The sequence below is a fragment of the Aquipluma nitroreducens genome (assembly GCF_009689585.1).
Taxonomy (GTDB): Bacteria; Bacteroidota; Bacteroidia; order Bacteroidales; family Prolixibacteraceae; genus Aquipluma; species Aquipluma nitroreducens.
This window is the reverse complement of the sequence record NZ_AP018694.1, coordinates 4,537,713-4,552,652: the sequence shown is the minus strand read 5'-3', so window position 1 is coordinate 4,552,652 and position 14,940 is coordinate 4,537,713. Positions and strand designations below refer to the sequence as shown.

Here is a 14,940-nt window from a genome sequence, read left to right as displayed (position 1 = left end):
ATTTAAATACGATGAAAATATTTAGTAATAAATACGTCCGCTTTAGCCTCATTCTGATTGGGGGTATTTTGCTTGGTTGGATATTCTTCCATTCGTCTCCGGCCAAAGAAGAAAAACACGACCACGCTGCAGAAGTGGCGAAAGGTGAGGTCTGGACCTGCTCAATGCATCCGCATATTCGAATGGATAAACCCGGTAAATGTCCCATTTGTGCGATGGATTTAATTCCGCTCACCCAAAGCGGTACCGCAGAAATGGATCCGGCAGCAGTACATTTGACCAAAGAGGCAGCCCAGTTGGCCAATGTGCTTACATCGATTGTTTCGCGACAAAATCCTGAAAAAGAAGTGCGTCTTTACGGGAAAGTGCAAGCTGACGAGCGCTTATTGCAAAATCAGGTGGCACATATTTCCGGAAGGGTTGAAAAGTTGTTTGTTAATTTCACAGGTGAGCCTGTTCGCAAAGGACAAAAACTGGCGCTTATTTATTCGCCGGAATTGGTGACTGCCCAGCAGGAATTACTAGAAGCGGCCAAAACCAAATTAGCGCAGCCCGAAATTTACGAAGCGGCTAAAGAAAAACTTCGCCAGTGGAAACTTACTGATTCACAAATTTCGGCAATCGAAAGTTCCGGGAATGTACAGGCCAATGTAGAGGTTGAATCGACTACTTCAGGCATTATTACCGCAAGGCGCGTTAACAATGGCGACTATGTCAGCCAAGGGTCAGTACTTTACGAAGTTTCTGATCTTTCGCGCGTATGGCTCTTATTTGATGCCTACGAAAGCGACCTTCCATTTCTGAAAATGGGCGATAAGATCGATTTTTCAATTCAGGCGTTGCCAGGCCCAACTTTCTCCGGAGCCATTCGGTTCATTGATCCTGTGATTGATCCTGTGAACCGCGTGGCCAAAGTCCGTGTGGAAATCAGCAACCCAGGGGCAAAACTAAAACCTGAAATGTTTGCCACAGGACTGGTAAAAGCGAATCTCAATGAATTCAAGGACAAGTTGGTTATTCCGCGTTCGGCAGTGCTTTGGACTGGAAAACGTTCCATTGTGTATGTGAAAGAACCCAATAGCGAAGAGCCTGTTTTCAAAATTCGAGAAATTGAACTGGGGCCACAACTGGGGAATAGTTATGTAGTACTGGACGGTTTGGCAGATGGTGAAGAAATTGTGACACAAAGTGCGTTCAGCGTTGATGCCGCAGCCCAGTTGGAAGGCAAGCCCAGTATGATGAATCCTACAGGTGGAAAAGTCTCGACTGGACATGATCATGGAGGAATGGACATGGGAGGCAGCAAATCAGGAGATATGTCTGGAATGGATATGGGCAAAGGTTCAGAAAAAGCTAATACTCAACATCAGATGGTTAATATCTCCGGAAACTGTGATATGTGCAAAGAACGCATAGAAACGGCGGCTAAGTCGGTTCCAGGGGTGGCTTCAGCCGAATGGAGCGCTGAAACTAAAAAACTACATGTGCAGTTTGACGGCACTAAAACCAACATGGACGATATCCAAAAAGCTATTGCAAAAGCTGGTCACGACACCGAAAAATACAAAGCTTCGGATGCTGCTTACAAAGCTCTTCCGGAGTGCTGTTTGTACCGGAAATAGTTTGGTTTACTTTTCATCCAATTGATCCGATGACTTTTAGTTGTCGGATCAATTTACCGTAAATTGAACGATTGAAAGTTAAAAAAGCGAAGCTATGGATATTAGAAAAGGAATATTGATTTGATCCTCTGGGTTGCGACACGAACCATTTCGTCGGGTTCAACGGCTTAGACTTTCCATTAATATAGCTCATTTGTGAAGCGCATTACGGAGAAATTGAGATTACTCATACGAAAGATAATAGGGATACCATGAAACTATATTTTCCGTGTTGCAAGAATTAATTTAAAAGCTAGTCTATGCGCTTAATTAATAACTGATTTTATAATGAAAAAGAATAAAGAACTGATTCTTCATACTTTGATCGGAATTTTAACCGGATATTTCCTTATACACCCAATCAGCATGGTTATATACTGGTTTCAATTGAATCCGGATGAATTCAACATGGCTGGTTTAACCAATGTTTTTCTCGGAAATGTCAAACATGCTTTCAGCTTGCACATGATGCCCATGTCAGTTGCTTTTTCCATATTGGGTGCTTTAATAGGCCTGGGTTCAGGCTTCTATTATAAATCCATTAATAGGAGGGAAATCTTACTTTATGGGAAAAAACAATTGTTACAGCAAAGTATCCCGAGTTTAATCGCCAATGGTGAAAGTGAGTTTGTCGAGTTTAAATCCTCCTTGCGCCACGATTACAGGCAAATTAAAACGGATAAAAACCTGGAAGATGTGATTTTAAAATCAATTGCCGGATTTCTCAATGCAAAGGGAGGAACCTTAATTATCGGCTTGAACGACACTGGTGAAATTCTTGGACTCGAAAATGATTACTGGTCTTTGAAAAGAAAGGATAAAGATGGTTTTCAGCAACGGTTAATCCTGATCATATCAAACGCTTTTGGCAAGGATATTTGTACAAAAATACACATCGCCTTCCATGAAATAAACAGCAAAGAAATATGCACGCTCTATGTTGAGCCTTCTCGCCAGCCCGTATTCGTCAACGAAGACAACAGAACTATTTTCTTCCTCCGGACGGGAAATGTGACGAACCCACTTACTACCAGCGAGGTGGTAAAATATTTGCAAAACAGAAATCTCGGTTTTTAAATCGTTAAAATGTAAAACAATGAAAACAACAATGATTATGCTTTTCCTGGCTTTGCTAAGCTGGGGGACAAGCGCCCAACACGATCATTCAAGCATGGGTGGCTCCGTAAGTAGCCATTCCAATATGGTGCCAAAAATGAAAGAAGAACCACGTGTTATACCTACATTAAAGGTTAAACAATCTCTATCGGTAACTTCCATCCTCGACAATTACCTGGCTCTGAAAGATGCATTGGTTGACGATAACAGCAAAAAAGCCGCCAGTTCAGGCAAAATGTTACTAGATGCCCTTGGAAAATTTGATCTTTCCAGTCAGCCAGCGCCCAAACAAAAAGAATTGAAGGACATACTGGATGATGCCAAAGAAAATGCGGAGCATATTTCTGAAAATGGTGACAAAATTGACCATCAGAGAGAACACTTTGAAATATTAGGCGGAGATATAAAAGACCTGATTGTTATTACAGGGTCAGACCGCACTTTGTATCAGTTATTTTGCTCGATGTACAATAACAATAAAGGTGGCAAGTGGTTAAGTGCATCCGATAAGGTTAAAAATCCTTTTTTCGGGGGTGAAAATAAGAAATGTGGCCGGGTTCTGGTAGAAATTGTAATCAAATGAAACTGTTTAAGCGCATTGGCTTAGTCACTTTGGTAGTTCTGGTCAGTCTTCAATTTATACCCACCAGATCAAATCAAAGCGCTGAAGTACCATCAACCGACTTTGTGCTAACTTATAAAGTTCCCGGAGAGGTGGGGCGTATATTGCATACTTCCTGCTACAACTGCCATAGCAATAATACCGACTATCCCTGGTACAGCAGGGTACAGCCAGTTGGTTGGTTTTTAGAGAATCATATTAATAAAGGTAAGGCCGAGTTAAATTTTAGCGAGTTTGGAACTTATTCGCTAAGGAAGCAAAAAAGCAAAATACAGTCTATGGTAAGCCAGATCGAAAAAGATGAAATGCCACTGTTGTCTTACACCTTTATTCATCGCGAAGCCCGGTTGTCGAAAGAGAGTAAGAAAGCGCTTCTGGGTTATTTGAGTGCATTGCAGGATAGTCTTCTGCAACACTAAGCTTAAGTACATTGAATAGAATATTCTGAATAAGTTATGAAAAAATTAACAGAGGCACAAAGGCGAAAAATAAAAAAGGATCGAGTGGTTGACCTAATATTCCTTTTAAGCGGAATAATGTTCTTTGCTTTTACTGGATGGATTGCCTTCAATAATTATTATGGATATGAAATTCGTAAAAATTCGCTGTTGGCAAAATTCGAAAATAAAGAAGTCAAAGGCCAACAAATATGCATGTATCGAAACAAACTTAACGTGGGGCCTTCTATTCCTGTTGTGATTGATGGTGAAACCTATTATGTATGCTGCCAGGGATGTGGAGATAAGCTGAAACAAAACTATCAGGACTCTCAATATGGTGAAGACAAATTTTCGCACCACCGGATAAAAAAAACAAAAGCGTTTATCGCTTTAACTAAAAAATCGCAAGGGAAAGTGAGCTATTTTGAGTCTGAAGAAAACTTTAATCATTTTAAATAATACAAATTTTGAACCTGAAAATGAAAACTAAATTAATTAGTACAATCGCGATCTCCTTGTTTATTGGGTGTACGGTTCAGGCGGCAAATAAGTCTGAAAAGATCAAAGTCAAAGGGCAATGCGACATGTGCGAAAATCGCATTGAAAAGGCGATAGAATCCTTGGATGGTGTCAACTCTGCCCAATGGGACAAATCGAACAAAAGCCTGACCGTAAGTTACGATGACAAAAAAACGACCATGCAAAAGATTCATACTTCAATCGCAATGGCTGGTCATGATACTGAAATGTTTAGCGCGAGTGAATCAGGCTATAACAAACTTCCCGGATGCTGTCAATACAAAAGGGATATAAAAAGAAAAAATTATCATGGTGCTACTGAAAGTGCTTACAGGAAGATTGAAAAGTCAGGGGCATGCTGTGACAATAAATAACAGACAGTTTAGTTTAATCTTTAATTTAAATCGTATGAAAACAAAAATCTTAAGTGTAGTGGTAGTGATCCTATTAGGAACATTATCAGGATTTGCAAAAATCAAATCAGAAAAGTTTTTGGTGAATGGTAAATGTGAAATGTGCGAAAAGCGCATTGAAATGGCTGCTTTATCGGTAGAGGGAGTTTCAAAAGCTGACTGGAACAAAGAAACCAAGGAAATTGAAATAACACTCAATGATGCCAAAACCAGTCTGCAAACAGTACAGGAAGCCATTGCTAAAGTTGGTCACGACACCGAAACAGTAAAAGCAACTGATGAAGCTTATAAAGAGCTTGCATCGTGCTGTAAGTATGATCGTTCAGACCTCAAGGCTCCGATGAAACCTATGAAGTACGAACACAAGTAATTTATAGAAACTGTTCGTTAAGGTGGCTAAAAAAAAATGATTCCACATTCCTTCTCCTTCTGTCAATTGACAGGGAGAAGGAATTTTAGGTCTTAATAACTAATTTTTCAAGATAAGTGCAATGTTGCTCATTTAGATATAACTAAGCATTGAATGTCAAAAACATTATTTTTTAGCTGTTTGTTTCTTTTAGCTACAACGTTTTCTATAGCCAATGATTTCCAGCGTAAAATTGTTTGGGAAGACAAAATAGATATAACTGCAATTGAACCCGCAGAAATTAATCCACTTAAATTTGACGGCAGCATTTTTATTGATCAAACAGGCCTTCCATATTGGTTCGAAAGTTTTGAACTGGATTTCGCGACTGTTGATGTTGTGATCAGGGACGCCATTTTTGAGCTGGTAAATGACTCTGTTCCGATGCTGAAAACTATTCAGAATGAAGAATTATCATTCAAATCAGACATCGGGGTTTCTGCCGGAAAGTCGTTCCTGCGGCTGACCATACTCCCGTTTGTCAGAAGGAACAATCAAGTGGAAAAGCTTGTCAGTTTTACAATTACGATTACCGAAAAACAAAACAAACTGAAGTCGGCCAGTGTAGCATATCCATGGAAAACAAGCTCCGTACTTGCTTCAGGTAAATGGGTAAAAATTAGGACCAAAGATCGTGGAATTTATAAAGTAACCTACGACCAGATCAAACAGTGGGGTTTCGGCAATCCGGATCAGGTTGTTTTATACGGGACCGGTGGGTACATGCTTCCTTTTATGAACGATGACCTAAGCTTTGATGATTTAACTACTTACCCTGTCTGGAAAGGTAAAGACAGCGCTGGCAAAGATTGTTTATTCTTTTATTCAACCGGGAATGTGTCGTTCAGCCAGAATCTTGAAACAGGGTATTTTACCCACCAGCAAAATTATTATTCCACCGAAACTTACTTTTTTCTTAGCGACAAGGGAAACGCACGAACTATCGATAAGATAGCAGCGCTAGCCGATGTACCCGGGAAAAAGGTGACATCATTTCTTAAATATGATTATTCCGAGAAGGAATCAGTAAACCTGATGTCATCCGGAAGCCAATGGTTTGGTGAGCGATTTAATTCCGGCAGCTCACAAACGGTGAACTTTGCACTCGAAAATCCGGATCTTAACCAACCGGCTAGTTTTATTGTTTCAGCGGTAGCAAGATCTTCAGGAACAAGTACAATGGCCGTTTCAATAAATGGAAAATCACTTAATAGTTTCTCATTTCAGCTTATATATACCGACGATCCTACCAGTTGGTTCGCTGCAGATGGAATAGGCAAATACACTGAAAACTTGCCCTCCAAAAACATTCAGATGAAACTGACCTACCAAGGTAGCAATAGTTCCTCAGAAGCATGGCTCGATTTTATTTCGGTGAATTACCAAAGTTTGTTGAGCATAAATTCGGATGTGTATTTTTTTCGGGGTAGAGGAGTCGATGGCCCGGTTTCGGTTTCAGAATTCGTTTTGGCCAATGCAACTGCATCGACACAAATTTTTGATGTGACTGACCATACGAGTACTTTTGAACTTCCGGCAAGCTATGCCGATGGTCAATTGAAATTTAAATCCAACTCGGGACTGACCCGTGAATATGTGGCATTTAACCCTGGCGGAACAATTCCTTCAGCCGAATTAGTTGGTACGGTTGCCAACCAGAATTTACATGCTGCAGAATTGTCTGAAATGATTATTGTTTCCCATCCTACTCTTCTAAAAGTGGCAGATGATTTGGCTGATTTTCATCGTACCACTGATCAAATGACTATTCAGGTTGTAACTCCAGAAGTAATTTACAACGAGTTTTCAGGTGGCTTGCCCGATCCGGCTGCTTTCAGAAATTATTTTAGGATGTGCTACGAACGTGGAAAACAGACTGGCACAAATACCCTGAAATATATTTTACTGATGGGAGACGGAAGCTTCGATAATCGGAATATCCATGGTAAAAATATTAATCTGTTACCTACTTTTCAGTCTGACAATTCACTCTCACCTACCGAATCATTTGTAACAGACGATTTTTTTGTTTTTTTGGATGAGAATGAAGGTGGTTCTTATGGAACTGTTGATTTAGGAATAGGCCGGATTCCGGCCAGAACTGTTGAAGAGGCGGAAATCGTTCTGGACAAAATAAAAACATACCAAACGAAGGAAAGTATAGGGAACTGGCGTAATATAGTAACTTTTATTGCCGACGATGGAAATACTGCCGATGGCTATACTACCATACATACAGATCAGGCAGAAAGTCTTGCTCGTTTTGTAAACAAAAATTACCCGTCATTTTTTACAGATAGAATTTATCTCGACACTTATGAGCGGATAATGACGGCAGGTGGCGAGAAGTATCCGGACGTGAATGTGGCCATCAATAATCGGGTGAAACGGGGAACTTTGATTATGAACTACACGGGGCACGGCAATGAAAAAGGGCTAGCTGACGAAAGCGTTATTGATGTTACAAGTATTAAATCTTGGAACAATTATAATCGCCTGGCATTAGTTGTAACAGCAACCTGTTCTTTTAGCCGTTTCGATGAAAACGAAACATCGGCGGGTGAATATGCACTGTTTAACCCCATTGGCGCAGCGGTCGGCCTGTTCTCTACTACAAGGCTGGTGTATTCGGGATCTAATTTTGTTCTGAACAGCAAATTCTTTAAATACGTTTTTGAAAAAGACCAACAGGGCAATAACCTGCGCCTGGGCGATGTGATGCGATTGGCGAAAGCTGCAGCCAATACTGGTATCAATCAATTAAACTTTTCACTTTTGGCTGACCCGGCTTTAAGGCTGGCAAATCCGAATAATCAGGTTATCACCACCAGCCTCAATGGGAACGAGGCTAAAATAGAAACAGATACAATCAATACACTCACAGTTGTAACAGTTAAAGGATACGTGGCTAATAGCCAGGGAGTAAAACTTACATCCTTTAATGGTGAAATTATACCTACCGTTTACGACAAAGAAATGCAACTCGAAACACTGGGAAATGCCGGACAAGAAACCACAAGTTTTACCAGTCAGAATAACATTATTTATAAAGGATTGGCGAGTGTAAAAAACGGTGAATTCGAATTTTCATTTTTTGTTCCAAAAGATATTTCATATAAGGTGGGCAAAGGAAAAATCCTGTATTATGCCTACAATGAATCGGTTGATGCAAGTGGATATTTCGATAATTTTTACCTTGGCGGGTCATCCAACACATCTGTTACCGACTCTAGTGGTCCCACAATTGATTTGTTTATGAATTCAGAGTCGTTTAAGGACGGTGGGACAGTGAGCGCCAGCTCTGTACTGTTAGCCAATATTTCCGACGAAACTGGTATAAACACTGCCGGTATCGGAATCGGGCATGATATCACGGCAATTCTGGATGGGGATAATTCCAATACTTTTGTTTTGAATGATTTTTTTCAGACCAATAAGGACAGTTTTACCAGTGGAAAGATTGTTTTCCCGTTGACAAAATTATCAGAGGGCGAACATGTTTTGAAAGTTAAGGTTTGGGATGTTATGAATAATTCGACTGAAAAAGAAGTCCGGTTTACAGTGAAGAATGATTTCAGAATTGAAACAGTATCCAATTACCCCAATCCAATGCAGGGAGAAACACGGTTCATTTTTACACATAACCAGCCCGACGAAACTTTTGATGTAGAACTTGAAGTCTTTCAATCGACTGGGTCCCGTATTGATTTAGTTAAGGATAAAATTGGTTCACAGGGTATTGAAAGCTTGCCATTGGAATGGATTCCTGCGGAGCGACAGGTTAAAATGAAACCGGGGGTATACATCTATCGGATCAGTGCAACTGCGAAAGATGGAAAGAAAAGCAGTGGTTCCGGCAGACTTGTATTTTTGTACCGATAAAAATGTCGTATTTTGATAGCTCATTAAACCATTTTGGAATTAGGTCGTTTTTATTTTGATCTTCTGAAAAGCTTTTGTAAAAGCGATTGAAAAGCGACTGCAATTGTATCGCGATTTTTTATAAAGGATTAAATATGCTCTATTTTATCAAAAACATGGTTTGTAACCGGTGCATCATGGTGGTGCAACAGGTATTCGAAAATATAGGCTATAAGCCTGTCCGTATTTCATTGGGAAATGTTGAAACAGCAAATCCAATTTCGGATGAAGATTTGGAAAAGCTAAAAAAATCGCTGGTGGTTTATGGTTTTGAACTGATTGACGATACAAAAAGCCGGATTATCGAAAAAATAAAAAACCTCGTGGTACAGTCTGTACACCACAGCAACGAAGACCTGAAAGTGAATTATTCAGAATACATCGAATCGCACCTGAACCGTGATTACGCCTATTTAAGCGGCCTTTTTTCTGAAATTGAAGGAACTACTATCGAAAAATACATCATCCTTCAGAAAATAGAGCGGGTAAAAGAATTGCTGGTGTACGACGAACTCACGCTGAGCGAAATTGCCTACCAAATGGGATATAGCAACGTGGCTTATTTATCGAACCAGTTTAAAAAGGTGACCGGACTAACCCCAAGCCACTTCAAACAGGTAAAAGAAAACAAACGAAAACCATTGGACGAAGTATAACCTGAAAATCTTATAAATAGTTGCCGGAATATCGTAACAGGCACTAATTTTCATGGCTTTATCTTTGATGAAAAAATAAAGACATGGAAACTTCAGTTAAAAAGAACTTCCCGGTTACCGGCTTAAGCTGCGCATCATGCGCCATCAGTGTCGAAAGTATGCTTAAAGCCCAAGTGGGTGTGCTCGACGCTTCTGTTAATTATGCAAATTCTACTGCATGGGTTGAATATACGCCCCAAGAAGCTTCTCTCAGCAACTTCAAATCAGCAATTCAGTCCATTGGTTACGACCTACTGATTGAAGAAGAAGGCCATGACCATCAGGAAGAAATGCAAAATGTCCATTACAAAAAGCTAAAAACCAATACGCTTTGGGCTACTATTCTAGCCTTTCCGGTGGTGGTAATTGCCATGTTCCTGATGGATATTCGGTATGCCAACTGGATCATGCTGATTCTGGCAACGCCGGTAATCGGCTGGTTTGGCCGGAGCTTCTTCATCAATGCCTTTAATCAGGCCAAACACGGCAAGGCAAACATGGATACTTTGGTGGCTTTAAGCACTGGTATCGCTTATCTTTTCAGCGTATTCAGCACATTATTTCCTGAATTTTGGCACGAACAAGGACAACATGCCCATGTGTATTTTGAGGCTTCGGCGGTGGTAATTGCTTTCATTTTGTTGGGTAAGGTACTCGAAGAACGGGCAAAATCAAACACTTCTTCAGCCATTAAAAAACTGATTGGGTTACAACCAAATACAGTCAATCTGATTCAGGAGAATGGCCAGGAAATGGAAATACCTATTTCGCAGGTCGTTATTGGTGATAAAATTCGGGTTAAGCCCGGCGAAAAAATCCCGGTGGATGGTGAAATCATTTCAGGGTCATCTTTCATTGACGAAAGTACCATTACCGGCGAATCACTTCCGGTTGAAAAGGAAAAGGGCGGACAGGTTTTTGCCGGAACGATAAACCAGAAGGGAAGCTTTGCCTTCGTAGCTCAAAAGGTGGGAGGCCAAACCATTTTAGCACAGATAATTAAAATGGTTCAGCAGGCGCAGGGAAGCAAACCTCCCGTACAAAAGCTGGTCGATCAGATTGCCGGAATATTTGTTCCTGTAGTCATGGCTATTGCTGTAATAGCCTTTGCAACATGGATGATTCTGGGTGGCGAAAATGCTGTTACACAAGCTTTGTTGGCGATGGTTTCGGTGCTGGTAATTGCCTGTCCATGTGCCCTGGGACTTGCAACTCCCACTGCCATTATGGTTGGCATGGGCAAAGGCGCTGAAAACGGAATCCTGATTAAAGATGCCGAAAGCCTTGAACTGGCGCATAAAGTGAACGCCATAGTTCTCGATAAAACAGGTACCATTACCGAAGGTAAACCGGCCGTAACTGATATCGAATGGAATGTTTCCGGTGATGAAAAAACAGATTTGGAACAAATTCTTTATGCTATCGAATCGCAATCGGAACATCCATTGGCTGAAGCTGTCACTGCTTCCTTGAAAAACACTTCACACAAACGGATTGCTCCCGATAAATTCGAAAGTATTACCGGAAAAGGAGTTGTAGCCAACTACGGCGAACATGCTTATCTAGTAGGCAATCAAAAACTGCTGGCCGATTATCGGGTAAATATTCCAAAAAACAGTTCTGACCAAATTATAATCTGGCAGAGTGAGGCAAAAACAGTGATTTCCTTTGCCCGCGACAAGGAATTGTTAGCTGTGGTTGCTATCGCCGACAAAATAAAAGAGAAATCGGCAAAAGCCATTACTGACCTTCAAAATCAGGGAATTGAAGTGTATATGCTCACCGGTGACAATTTACATACCGCGAAAGCTGTGGCACAAAAAGTCGGTCTGAAGAACTTTAAAGCTGAAGTGATGCCATCTGACAAAGCTGATTTTATTAAAGAATTGCAAAATCAGGGAAAAGTGGTGGCAATGGTTGGCGATGGAATTAACGATTCGCACGCTCTGGCTCAGGCTGACGTGAGCATCGCCATGGGAAAAGGTTCCGATATTGCAATGGATGTAGCCAAAATGACCATCATTTCTTCCGATCTTCAGCTTATCTCAAAATCAATCAGGCTATCGAAATTGACTGTCAATACCATTCATCAGAATTTGTTCTGGGCTTTCATTTACAACCTGATTGGCATTCCTGTTGCTGCCGGAATATTATTCCCCATCTGGGGTTTCATGCTCAACCCAATGATTGCCGGAGCTGCCATGGCATTAAGTTCGGTATCGGTAGTAAGCAACAGTTTACGACTGAAATTCAAAAAACTTGATTATTAATCATTAAACGACTAAAAATGGAAACGTTAAAATTTAAGACCAATGTAAATTGTGGCGGATGTATTGCCACCGTAACCCCTCACCTGAATCAGGTAAAAGGAATTGTCAAATGGAGTGTCAATACTTCAAATCCATTGAAAGTATTAACTGTTGAATCTACGGGACTTGATCCTGAAGTAATTATTGAAACATTGAAAAGTGCCGGTTATAAGGCTGATTTGATGAGCTAGTGAATAAATGAAAGTTTAACTTTAAAATTGATGAAAATGAAAACAAAAGTAGCTATGCTGGCTATCCTGATGATGATGGGTACCGGAAGTGTATTTGCAAAAATCAAGGCTGAAAAATTCTTGGTAAACGGAAAATGTGAGATGTGCGAAAAGCGCATTGAGATGGCTGCCCTTTCTTTAGAGGGTGTTTCAAAAGCTGACTGGAACAAAGAAACCAAGGAAATTGAAGTAACACTCAATGATGCAAAAACCAGTTTGCAAATTGTGCAGGAAGCAATTGCCAAAGTTGGTCACGACACTGATGCCGTAAAAGCAACTGATGAAGCCTATAATGGACTTCCTGCATGTTGTAAATACGACCGTGCCGTACTCAAGGCTCCTATGAAACCAATGAAATATGAACACAAATAATAAATTGAGTTCATATTGTGTAACTGATCTGATGAAATAAAATCATCGGATCAGTTTGTTTTTAGTTTTATTTGGATGAAATCCTTTCCGATTCATTCTTTTATCCACAAGGGTTCTGTTATGCCAATCTTGGAAATTAACTTTTCAATCATCAGCTTGTTATACTGTAAAAAAATAATGAAACACGCCTTCTCTACCTTGGTATTAGTCGTAATCTTTTTTTCAGGTAATTGCCAGAATCCATTGTTTATCCCTCCAATTCTTGAAGGGAAACAGGTTAATTTGCATGTACAATACGGTTCAATGCAATTTCAGGCTGGAGGTCCGACAGCCACGATAGGCATAAACGGCAACTTTCTGGGCCCAACGGTCATACTTAATCAGGGCGACTCAATTCAATTATCGGTATATAACGACCTCGATGAGTCCACAACCATGCACTGGCACGGGTTACACGTACCGGCCAGGTTAGATGGAAGTCCGCACAATGTAATTCAGGCACATACGGTATGGTCGCCCCGGATAAAAGTATTGGATCAGGCATCGACGTATTGGTATCATCCCCATCTTCATGGAAAAACAGCTGAACAGGTAACCAAAGGAGCTGCCGGAATGATTATTGTAAGAGATAATCAGGAATCGACTCTTAACTTGCCACGGAATTATGGAATAGATGACTTCCCTATTGTTATACAGTCCAGAGCCTTTGATACAAACCGTCAGTTTGTCGTCAATTCTGCCGACGACCACACCTTACTAATTAACGGCACTATCGACCCGATTTTAAAAGTACCTGCTCAAATTATCCGCTTCAGGGTATTGAACGGCTCAACAAATCGTGTCTATAATATAGGTTTTCAGGGAAATCAGCTATTTTATCAAATCGCTTCTGATGGCGGCCTGTTGGATGCCCCGGTTGCTCTAACCCGATTAATGTTAGCTCCCGGCGAAAGGGCAGAGTTGCTGGTCAACCTTTCAGGATTGAAAGATCAGAGCCTGGACCTGTTTTCTTTTGGTTCGGAGTTACCTAACGGTATTTATGGTGCTGCTGTTCCCGGAAGTATGGGCGTGGGTAGTATTGACGGGTATTCTGCTAATATACTGAATGGTAAAGATTTTAAATTAATCCGGTTATCCGTCACCGCCCCAACCACTCAAGCGATTTCCACAATACCTTCAAATTTGATTTCAAACAAAAAGCCCGATCCGTCTAAATCATCTGTAACACGAATCATTACCCTATCAACAAGCGGCATGGGTATGGGTAATCTGAGTGGCCCGTTTCTAATCAATGGCCAATCATTTTCAATGGATCGAATTGACTTTTCTGCCAAACTTGGAGCCACCGAAATCTGGCAAATATCCAATCAGACAGCTATCGCCCACCCGTTTCATATTCATGGACTCCAGTTTTTCATCTCCGACATTGGAGGCGCTGCACCTGATCGTTCAAGACAAGGTCGTAAAGATGTCGTTTTGGTGCCCGCCATGCAATCTGTAAGGTTGATTATGAAATTAGATGATTTTTTAGATCCGGAAATACCCTACATGTTTCATTGTCACATGTTGTCGCACGAAGATGATGGTATGATGGGGCAATTTCTGGTAACAGGGATTCCAACAGGACTGAATACGCTTATTGACGATCCTCTGATTCGGATTTATCCGAACCCAATGACTGATCATTTAACGATTGAAGCTGCTGATGTTGACAGAAATCCAGTAATAATTGAAATTAGAAACGATTTGGGACAACTCTGCATTCAGGAGAAAATTTCAGGGTTTCCAGCTACTCTGAATACAAGCAGTCTAAAATCAGGAATCTACACCATCAGCTTCATCGATCAAAACCGGGTTCTGGTGAGAAAAGTTATTCGCTTTTAAAGCAATGCATTCTTTTGGACCACAAATTATGTAAATATGCAAAAGGTATTTAACTTTAATTCAACTATTACCTTTCCGACCTGCGGCTTTTCAAAAGAAGAAAAGATGCCAGAAGATTCGTGCCAGTTCTTTTACGAATGTGAGAATTGTAAAATATTTTTAAACCTCTTGAAGGCGATTGTTGTGTTTTCTGTTTTTATGGTAGTGTCTCATGCCCAGCAATTCAAGCAAATGAAAATTAGTGTAAATAGCCTTCGTGTAAATCACCTTTTTAGCTGTTACTTTTTATTGTTTAAGCATGTTGGCAATTTGTGAAATTATAGTTCTGTTCAAGGAACAAGGTGTATTT

Annotated in this window: 13 protein-coding genes and 1 pseudogene; all 14 read left to right on the top strand. The window is 40.5% G+C overall.

Features of this window, described 5'->3' with window-relative positions:
* Positions 1 to 11: 11 nt before the first annotated feature.
* The 14 genes and pseudogenes from AQPE_RS19170 to AQPE_RS19105 all read left to right on the top strand — a co-directional run bounded on the left by AQPE_RS19170 (position 12) and on the right by AQPE_RS19105 (position 14,833).
* Complete coding sequence (locus tag AQPE_RS19170; RefSeq protein WP_318348109.1) at positions 12 to 1,622, top strand: efflux RND transporter periplasmic adaptor subunit; 1,611 nt, start codon at positions 12 to 14, stop codon at positions 1,620 to 1,622.
* Positions 1,623 to 1,949: 327 nt separating this feature from the next.
* Positions 1,950 to 2,738, top strand: a complete 789-nt coding sequence (locus AQPE_RS19165) for an AlbA family DNA-binding domain-containing protein (RefSeq protein ID WP_318348108.1) — start codon at positions 1,950 to 1,952, stop codon at positions 2,736 to 2,738.
* A gap of 19 nt (positions 2,739 to 2,757) precedes the next feature.
* Positions 2,758 to 3,360, top strand: coding sequence for a DUF3347 domain-containing protein (locus AQPE_RS19160; protein WP_318348107.1), 603 nt, complete (start codon positions 2,758 to 2,760; stop codon positions 3,358 to 3,360).
* A complete protein-coding gene (locus AQPE_RS19155; protein ID WP_318348106.1) occupies positions 3,357 to 3,818 on the top strand; it encodes a heme-binding domain-containing protein in 462 nt (153 codons plus the stop codon). The genes AQPE_RS19160 and AQPE_RS19155 overlap by 4 nt, the downstream gene beginning before the upstream one ends.
* Before the next feature lie 36 nt (positions 3,819 to 3,854).
* Positions 3,855 to 4,298, top strand: coding sequence for a hypothetical protein (locus tag AQPE_RS19150; protein WP_318348105.1), 444 nt, complete (start codon positions 3,855 to 3,857; stop codon positions 4,296 to 4,298).
* Positions 4,299 to 4,318: 20 nt separating this feature from the next.
* The gene (locus AQPE_RS19145) at positions 4,319 to 4,732 is read left to right on the top strand and encodes a heavy-metal-associated domain-containing protein (protein ID WP_318348104.1); all 414 of its coding nucleotides are present in this window, start codon (positions 4,319 to 4,321) and stop codon (positions 4,730 to 4,732) included.
* A gap of 34 nt (positions 4,733 to 4,766) precedes the next feature.
* On the top strand, positions 4,767 to 5,141 hold the full coding sequence (locus tag AQPE_RS19140; protein ID WP_318348103.1) for a heavy-metal-associated domain-containing protein: 375 nt from the start codon (positions 4,767 to 4,769) through the stop codon (positions 5,139 to 5,141).
* Between the two features lie 153 nt (positions 5,142 to 5,294).
* Entirely contained in the window at positions 5,295 to 9,062 is a 3,768-nt protein-coding gene (porU, locus tag AQPE_RS19135; RefSeq protein ID WP_318348102.1) for a type IX secretion system sortase PorU, read from the top strand.
* A gap of 134 nt (positions 9,063 to 9,196) precedes the next feature.
* On the top strand, positions 9,197 to 9,757 hold the full coding sequence (locus AQPE_RS19130; protein WP_318348101.1) for a helix-turn-helix domain-containing protein: 561 nt from the start codon (positions 9,197 to 9,199) through the stop codon (positions 9,755 to 9,757).
* An 83-nt stretch (positions 9,758 to 9,840) separates the two neighbouring features.
* Positions 9,841 to 12,066, top strand: a complete 2,226-nt coding sequence (locus AQPE_RS19125) for a heavy metal translocating P-type ATPase (RefSeq protein ID WP_318348100.1) — start codon at positions 9,841 to 9,843, stop codon at positions 12,064 to 12,066.
* Between the two features lie 17 nt (positions 12,067 to 12,083).
* The gene (locus tag AQPE_RS19120; protein WP_318348099.1) at positions 12,084 to 12,296 is read left to right on the top strand and encodes a heavy-metal-associated domain-containing protein; all 213 of its coding nucleotides are present in this window, start codon (positions 12,084 to 12,086) and stop codon (positions 12,294 to 12,296) included.
* 36 nt (positions 12,297 to 12,332) lie between these two features.
* Complete coding sequence (locus AQPE_RS19115; RefSeq protein WP_318348098.1) at positions 12,333 to 12,707, top strand: heavy-metal-associated domain-containing protein; 375 nt, start codon at positions 12,333 to 12,335, stop codon at positions 12,705 to 12,707.
* A gap of 177 nt (positions 12,708 to 12,884) precedes the next feature.
* Positions 12,885 to 14,591 (top strand): multicopper oxidase domain-containing protein, encoded by a 1,707-nt coding sequence (locus AQPE_RS19110; protein WP_318348097.1) that lies wholly within the window; start codon positions 12,885 to 12,887, stop codon positions 14,589 to 14,591.
* Between the two features lie 36 nt (positions 14,592 to 14,627).
* Positions 14,628 to 14,833: pseudogene (locus AQPE_RS19105) on the top strand (GDCCVxC domain-containing (seleno)protein).
* Positions 14,834 to 14,940: the final 107 nt, after the last annotated feature.